This window comes from Streptomyces sp. UW30 (genome assembly GCF_008042075.1).
GTDB lineage: Bacteria > Actinomycetota > Actinomycetes > Streptomycetales > Streptomycetaceae > Streptomyces.
The window spans coordinates 33776-39820 of the sequence record NZ_RDBN01000046.1 but is presented as its reverse complement, the minus strand read 5'-3'; the positions used below and the strand labels follow the sequence as shown (position 1 = coordinate 39820).

The 6045-nt window shown below is 72.7% G+C and carries 7 protein-coding genes; 5 read left to right on the top strand and 2 right to left on the bottom strand.

Annotated features, from left to right (window positions below; genetic code table 11):
• The 4 genes from EAO75_RS32610 to EAO75_RS32595 all read left to right on the top strand — a co-directional run.
• Positions 1 to 291 (top strand): response regulator transcription factor (locus EAO75_RS32610; RefSeq protein WP_261989510.1); only part of this gene is annotated, 291 nt, incomplete at its 5' end.
• Positions 292 to 339: 48 nt separating this feature from the next.
• Positions 340 to 942 (top strand): TetR/AcrR family transcriptional regulator, encoded by a 603-nt coding sequence (locus EAO75_RS32605; RefSeq protein ID WP_147998771.1) that lies wholly within the window; start codon positions 340 to 342, stop codon positions 940 to 942.
• A 61-nt stretch (positions 943 to 1003) separates the two neighbouring features.
• Positions 1004 to 2428, top strand: coding sequence for a hypothetical protein (locus EAO75_RS32600; protein ID WP_147998770.1), 1425 nt, complete (start codon positions 1004 to 1006; stop codon positions 2426 to 2428).
• Between the two features lie 37 nt (positions 2429 to 2465).
• Positions 2466 to 3197, top strand: a complete 732-nt coding sequence (locus EAO75_RS32595; protein WP_147998769.1) for a hypothetical protein — start codon at positions 2466 to 2468, stop codon at positions 3195 to 3197.
• Here the strand turns inward: EAO75_RS32595 and EAO75_RS32590 are convergent.
• Together EAO75_RS32590 and EAO75_RS32585 are read right to left on the bottom strand one after the other, a co-directional pair.
• Positions 3184 to 3609: an NUDIX hydrolase gene (locus EAO75_RS32590; protein ID WP_147998768.1), complete on the bottom strand. Its 426-nt coding sequence runs from the start codon at positions 3607 to 3609 to the stop codon at positions 3184 to 3186. The two genes, EAO75_RS32595 and EAO75_RS32590, sit on opposite strands and share 14 nt — an antisense overlap.
• 73 nt (positions 3610 to 3682) lie before the next feature.
• On the bottom strand, positions 3683 to 4462 hold the full coding sequence (locus EAO75_RS32585) for an isocitrate lyase/phosphoenolpyruvate mutase family protein (protein WP_147998767.1): 780 nt from the start codon (positions 4460 to 4462) through the stop codon (positions 3683 to 3685).
• 162 nt (positions 4463 to 4624) lie between these two features.
• Here EAO75_RS32585 and EAO75_RS32580 point away from each other — a divergent pair, with 162 nt between their 5' ends.
• A complete protein-coding gene (locus EAO75_RS32580; protein WP_147998766.1) occupies positions 4625 to 6025 on the top strand; it encodes a hypothetical protein in 1401 nt (466 codons plus the stop codon).
• Positions 6026 to 6045 lie beyond the last annotated feature (20 nt).

Here is a 6045-nt window from a genome sequence, read left to right as displayed (position 1 = left end):
GTCCAGGGGGATGCGGGCCCGGACGCGGTAACCGCCCCCGAGCCGTCGTCGGGCGTCCAGGTCCCCGCCGACCTGGCGTCCCTCACCCCCCGCGAACTGGAGGTCCTGACCCTCCTGGGCCGCGGCCTGTCCAACACGGAGCTCGCCGCCCATCTCACGCTGAGCGAGGCCACCGTGAAGTCCCACGTGGCCCGCATCTTCGCCAAGCTGTCCCTGCGCGACCGCGCCCAGGCCGTCGTCCTGGCCTACGAGACGGGACTGGTCCGGCCGGGCCGAGCCCCCGAGCACTAGCATCACGCCCAGGCACCCCAGGTTTCCGAAGTCGTAAGGACGCACCCCATGGCCCGCGCAGGACTCACCGCCGACCGCCTCGCGGTGGCCGCCGCCGAGCTCGCGGACGAGGTGGGGTTCGAGAACGTCAGCCTGTCCGCGCTGGCGCGGCGCTTCGGGGTGAAGGACGCGAGCCTGTACTCGCACGTCAGGAATCTTCAGGACCTGCGCATCCGGGTCGCCCTGCTGGCCGGCGGCGAGATGATCGACCGGATCGCCGCGGCCGTGGCGGGGCGGGCCGGCAAGGACGCGCTGGCCGCCTTCGCGGGCGCCTACCGGGAGTACGCCCTTGAGCACCCGGGCCGGTACGCGGCGACCCAGATCCGCGTCGACCAGAGCCTCGTCGCCGACTCCCCGGCCATGCGCCGCACCGCCGAGATCACCTACGGCATGCTCCGCGGCTACGGCCTCGCCGAACCCGACCTCACCGACGCCGTCCGGCTGCTGCGCAGCACCTTCCACGGCTACTGCTCGCTGGAGTCCACCGGCGCTTTCGGTGCCCCCCGCGACGTGCGCGAGTCGTGGGACCGCGCGATCGACGCCCTGCACGTGGCCCTCGCCAACTGGCCGCGCAGCGAGGACAACCGGCCGTTGCCCCAGGTGCCACGCTGACCACTTAGACTGGAAGCTTCGCGGAAGTCACACGCCGCCACCACGGGGGAGGGAGCGCGTCTTGTCCCAACAGCAGCTCGGACGCGGCCCCTTGAGGTCCCGTCGGCCCGATCCCGCACCGACTTCTCCCGACGCGGACCACCCGGACACCTCGCCCCCGGCACGCTTCGTCGGCTGGCTCGGGGGCCTCGGGGCCGCGGCCGCCGGGTACGGCGTGTTCCAGTTCCTGTTCAGCGTGCTGCCCGACTCCATCGACGGTTCGGCCGCCCGGTATGTGATCTCCGGGGTCAGCGGGCTCGGCACCTTCGTCGCGGCCTGGCTGGCGGCGGGCCTGCTGCGGGCGCGGGCGGACTCGGGCACCCGCGCTCACGCCCCCGCCGTGGGGACCGCCGCGATGGCACCCGGGGCGCCCGGCCCGCTCCCGCGCGTCTTCACCGCCGCCTACGAAACCCTCGTCGACCAGGTGTCCGTCGTGGAGGACCCGGACCACGGGCGGCTCACCGGCTGGCCGCACTCCCTCGGCGAGGACACACCCTCCCGGCCCACCCCCGTCGGCACCGCCTACGGCCTGCACATCATGCTCGACCTCGGTGTGCCCGAGGGACGGCTGAGCACCGGCGACCTGGTGGACACGCTGTGGCGGCTGCGGCTCCCGGACGGCGGCTGGTCGGCGCGCTCGCAGGGCTCCGAGGCGCGACCGGAGGTCACCGCGCTGGTGCTGGGAGCGCTGGCCCGGGCGGGCGCGTCCACCGAGCGGCTGGCCGCCGAGGTGGACCGGTGCACCGGCGCGTTCACCCGTCAACTCGACCGCACCGGGCGGGAGTCCACGCATGTCGTGACGACCGTGCTGCGCGGGCTGCTGCGCGCCGCGCCCCGCTCCGAGGTCCTGCCCCTGCTGCGCGAGGCCCTCGCGGACGGCGCGATCAGTGACCCGCGCCGCGACCATCTGCGCTGCTGGGGCTACCGACTCCAGCCTCCGTACGGCAGGCCGTCCCCGCTGCACACCGCGCAGGCCGTCGTCGCCCTCGACCGGGCCGCCCGGGTGCTGGGCGAGGAGGGCGACGCACGCGCCGCGCGTGCCCGCGCCGCCCGTGAGGACGGCATCCGCTGGCTGCTGTCCTGCCCGGAAGCCCCGCACGACATCTGCCCGGACCTGGCGAACCTCCACGAGGAAGTGCGCCGACCGCGCCCGGACGACCCCACGCGCCACGAGGTGCTGAACGTACGGCACTTCACCGCCTCCTGGCTGGCCCGCGCCCTGCTCTCGCCGGGCGCGCTGGAGATCGCCCGCGCGGAGGGTCTGGAGGAGGAGCTGCGGATCCGGCTGGAGGGGGCCGTCGCCGCGGTGTGGGCGGGCCAGACCGACGGCATCTGGCTGTGGGAGCGGGACGAGAGCACCGAGCAGCGGCGGCCGATGTGGATGACCTATCAAGGTCTTTCGGCGCTGCGCTCGCATGCCGTATGGATGTACCAGCCGCGTGGCTGAAGTCGGTTGTGACGAGCGGGTGTTGGAGGATGAGTGCATGGGCGGTCGGCAGGTCCTGGCGGCGCGGAGGCTGCTGACCGGGGCGCTGGACGGTGAACCGCCCGAGCATGAGCTGGTGGCCGCGGCCCGCTCCGTCGTCACGGAACTGGGCTCCCCCGAGCGTCTGTTGGAGCTGGTCGCCGAACTCGCCTCGGGCGAGGGCGATCCGCAGGCCTGCGCCCGGCTGTCGTACCGTCACGTCCTCGGCTTCGACAAGCTGCTGCTGATCGACGGCGGCCCGCGTCAGATGCTGCGCGCGCATGTGTGGCATCCGGGTGCGGGGGCGATCGGCGAGGAGGACATCCACAACCACCGTTCGCCGCTGGCCTCCTATGTCGTCGAGGGCCGGCTGGCCATGGAGCTGTACGAGGTCGACGACGAGCGCGGCGGCGGTTTCGCGGCGGCGCGTTACGCGGAGTCGCTGGCGCAGCGGTCGGCCGACTGGGTGCTGAAGCCGGCCGGTCCCGCGCGGCTGCGGCTGACGCATGTCGGGCAGTACGCGGCGGGCAGTTCCTACGCCCTGCCCGCGCACACCCTGCACCGGGCCTGGTGCGACACGGACGCGCCGACGGTGACGCTGTTCCTGGAGACGGGCGCCGAACGGCGGCGCCACACCGATGTGTTCACGGCGGCGGGCCCGCATCCGGGCGCGGTGGCGAAGGTGCCGCTGACCGCGGAGGAATATCTGGGGGCGCTGCGGGACCTGGCGGAGCGGCTCAGAACTCTGTGAAGGCCTGACGGACGATGTCGAGGTTGTACTCGTCGATGTCGACCGCCGTCAGCTCGGCGCGGGCGAGCCAGGTGGAGTCCTGGTCGGGCTCGGGCAGGGTGATCGCCGCGGTCAAGGGCCGGACCAGGAAGTTCTCCTGCCAGTTCTTGATCTCGTGCCCGCGGTAGTCGCTGAGGAAGGACGACTCGCCGACCTTGCGGACGATCTCGCCGAGCAGGCCGGTCTCTTCCTTCAGCTCGCGCAGGGCGCCGTCCTCGGGACTCTCACCGGGCTCCAGCTTCCCGCAGGGAACGCCCCACACCCGGGGCAGGAACCGCTCCTTCTCGCTGCGGCGCACCAGAAGCACCCGCTGCTCTTCGTCCATCACGACGGCGGCCGCCAGTCGCCTGTCGCCGGGGATGTCCATGGTCATGGTTCCTCGGTCCCTCGCCGGTGATGAGTCCAAAGGGTGTGATACCCGGGAAAGAGTCAAGGCTAACAGGAACCTAGGTCCCGTCGCTGTGAGTCGCGTCGCTCCGGTGACTGAGTGCGTCCACGTCACCGTAGGACGGGACGACCCCGCGTGGTGTGCGCCCCTCCCGGATCTCCACCGCGGTCTCCAGCGCCGCGCCCAGTGCCCGCCGGTAGAGCAGCGAGCCGAGGCTGACGCGCCGGACGCCGAGGTCGGCGAGCCGGGGAAGGGTGGGGCCGGACGGGGAGTAGAGGATGTTGAGGGGGACGTCGAGGTGCTTCACCAGGGCGGCGATCTCCCGGGGTTCGGTGAGCCCGGGCACGAACACCCCGTCGGCGCCCGCCCGTTGATAGGCGTCGAGACGGGCCCGCGTGTCCAGCTCCCCGCCACCGAGCCAATACGTGTCGGTACGGGCGTTGACGAAGAGGCCGGGCGCGGCGGCCTTCACGGCGGCGATCTTCGCGGCGTGCACCACGGGTGAGCCGAGACCGTCCTCCAGGTTGATCCCGACCGCTCCCACGGCCAGGAGCTCCCGGGCGAACTCCCCCACCTCGTCCGGGTCCTCGCTGTAGCCGTCCTCCGCGTCGACGGAGAGGAGGTACGGACCCGAGCCGAGGGTGAGGGCGAGGCGGAGGGTCTCGTCGCGGGTGGCAGACGCCCCGTCGGGCAGGCCGACGGCCGCGGCCACCCCGAGGCTCGTCGTGCCGATCGCGGGGAAACCCTCGGCGGCGAGCGCCCGCGCCGAGGCGTGGTCCCAGGCGTTGGGGAGGAGCAGCGGCTCGTCGCCGTGGTGGAGTTCGGCGAAGGTGGTCACGGTGGTCTGTCTCCCTACGGTGTCGGCGGCGGGACTCTTGCAGGCGGTCTCCGTCCTGCTCGAAACGTTAGGCCCGGGTCGGTTCGGCGCGTACCGAAGTGATCCAGCGCACACTCGCCGCGCCTCGGCAACCTTGCCGCCCTGGGGCGGCGACCGGGGGACATGACTTCCGCAGGACGCACGCCCCCCGCTCCCGGCTCCGCCGGCCACCGAAGAGTCCGCGCGGCCCGCAGGCCCGTCATCGCGGGCCTCGCCGCCACAGCCGCGCTGGTCGGTGCCTGGTACGCCACCGCGGGCGCGGCCACCGCACCGAGCCTCACCCCCACGACCGGCACGGTCACCCTGTCGGCGAAGTTCCCCTACCTGTCCGCCGGCTACAACAACACCCGCGAGTGGACGCGCACGGCGACCGCGGCGGCCCCGAACGGCACCCTGCGCGTGGCCTGGCCCGCGGCGGACGGCGTCCACGTCACCCCGCTGACCGCCACCGGCACCCGCTCGGGCGCGGACACGGTCGTCAGGGGCGCCAAGGAGGTCGGCGGCCTGGTCGCGCACAACGACGGCTTCGCGCTGCTGACCCGCGTCGCCGACACGAACAAGTGGAAGGAGACGGCCGCCGCGGTCATCCGCTACACGAACGGCCGGCAGACCTTCCGCACAAAGCTCACCGGCACCGCCTCGAACGACACGTCCCCGACCCTGGACGGCCGGCTGACCTGGAACGGCTCCAAGTACGGCGCCTATTTCGTCGTGCACGGCGCGGGCGGCTTCGCCGACGGGCACTTCGGCGACAAGCTGTCGTACGTGAGCGCCAAGGGCGCCAAGCTGAGCGGCGGTTGGAGCTGGGGGTGCAGCCACAACGAGGGCATCGCCCTGCACGCCGAGACGACCGGCGCCTTCACCTCCCTGTGCTTCGACGACTGGCGCTCGGGTCTGTTCGTGTCGACGGGGATCGGCGCGCCCGACAACGCCCCGGTCGTGCAGCGCGAGCAGTGCTGGGCGGGCTACTGCGGCGGCACGTATCCAAGCCGTTCCGGCGATCTCGTGAAGTCCTCCACCGGCCGTTATGCCACCGCCTTCGCCTCGCGCGGCGCCGCGTCCGCGAAGAAGAACCCCGAGGACTCCAGCGGTCGCGGCTGGACGGTCACCCCGAAGACCAGCACCCACCAAGTGGCCGTCGCCTTCCTCAAGAACCGCAACTCCGGTCCCGGCAAGGCGATCCACCTCTCCCACAACAACGGCACGGAACACGTCAACGTCCGCCTCGCCCCGTACGGCAAGGACCGCCTGCTGCTGTCCTGGGAGTCCCTGAAGAACGCCAAGTGCAAGGACGGCACCTGTACCGGCGCCTTCACGGGCACGAACTTCCGCCTCATCGACTGGAACGGCACGTTCCAGAGCGCCACGAAGGTCGTCAACGCCCGGATCACCGGTGACATCGCGGTGCAGAAGGACGGGACACTGACCTGGGCGTCCGTGCCCGTCACCCCGTCGTACGCGACCCCGCTCACGGGCGCGTCCCCGACCACGACGACCCTGCAGATCGCCCGCCTGAGGCCCTGAGGCCGGCCCGCGGGCACGTC

Bases quoted from the DNA above. Each gene is read 5' to 3' on its own strand.
- EAO75_RS32605 (WP_147998771.1), top strand. From the start codon at position 340: ATGGCCCGCGCAGGACTCACCGCCGACCGCCTCGCGGTGGCCGCCGCC.
- EAO75_RS32595 (WP_147998769.1), top strand. From the start codon at position 2,466: ATGGGCGGTCGGCAGGTCCTGGCGGCGCGGAGGCTGCTGACCGGGGCG.
- EAO75_RS32590 (WP_147998768.1), bottom strand. From the start codon at position 3,609: ATGACCATGGACATCCCCGGCGACAGGCGACTGGCGGCCGCCGTCGTG.
- EAO75_RS32580 (WP_147998766.1), top strand. From the start codon at position 4,625: ATGACTTCCGCAGGACGCACGCCCCCCGCTCCCGGCTCCGCCGGCCAC.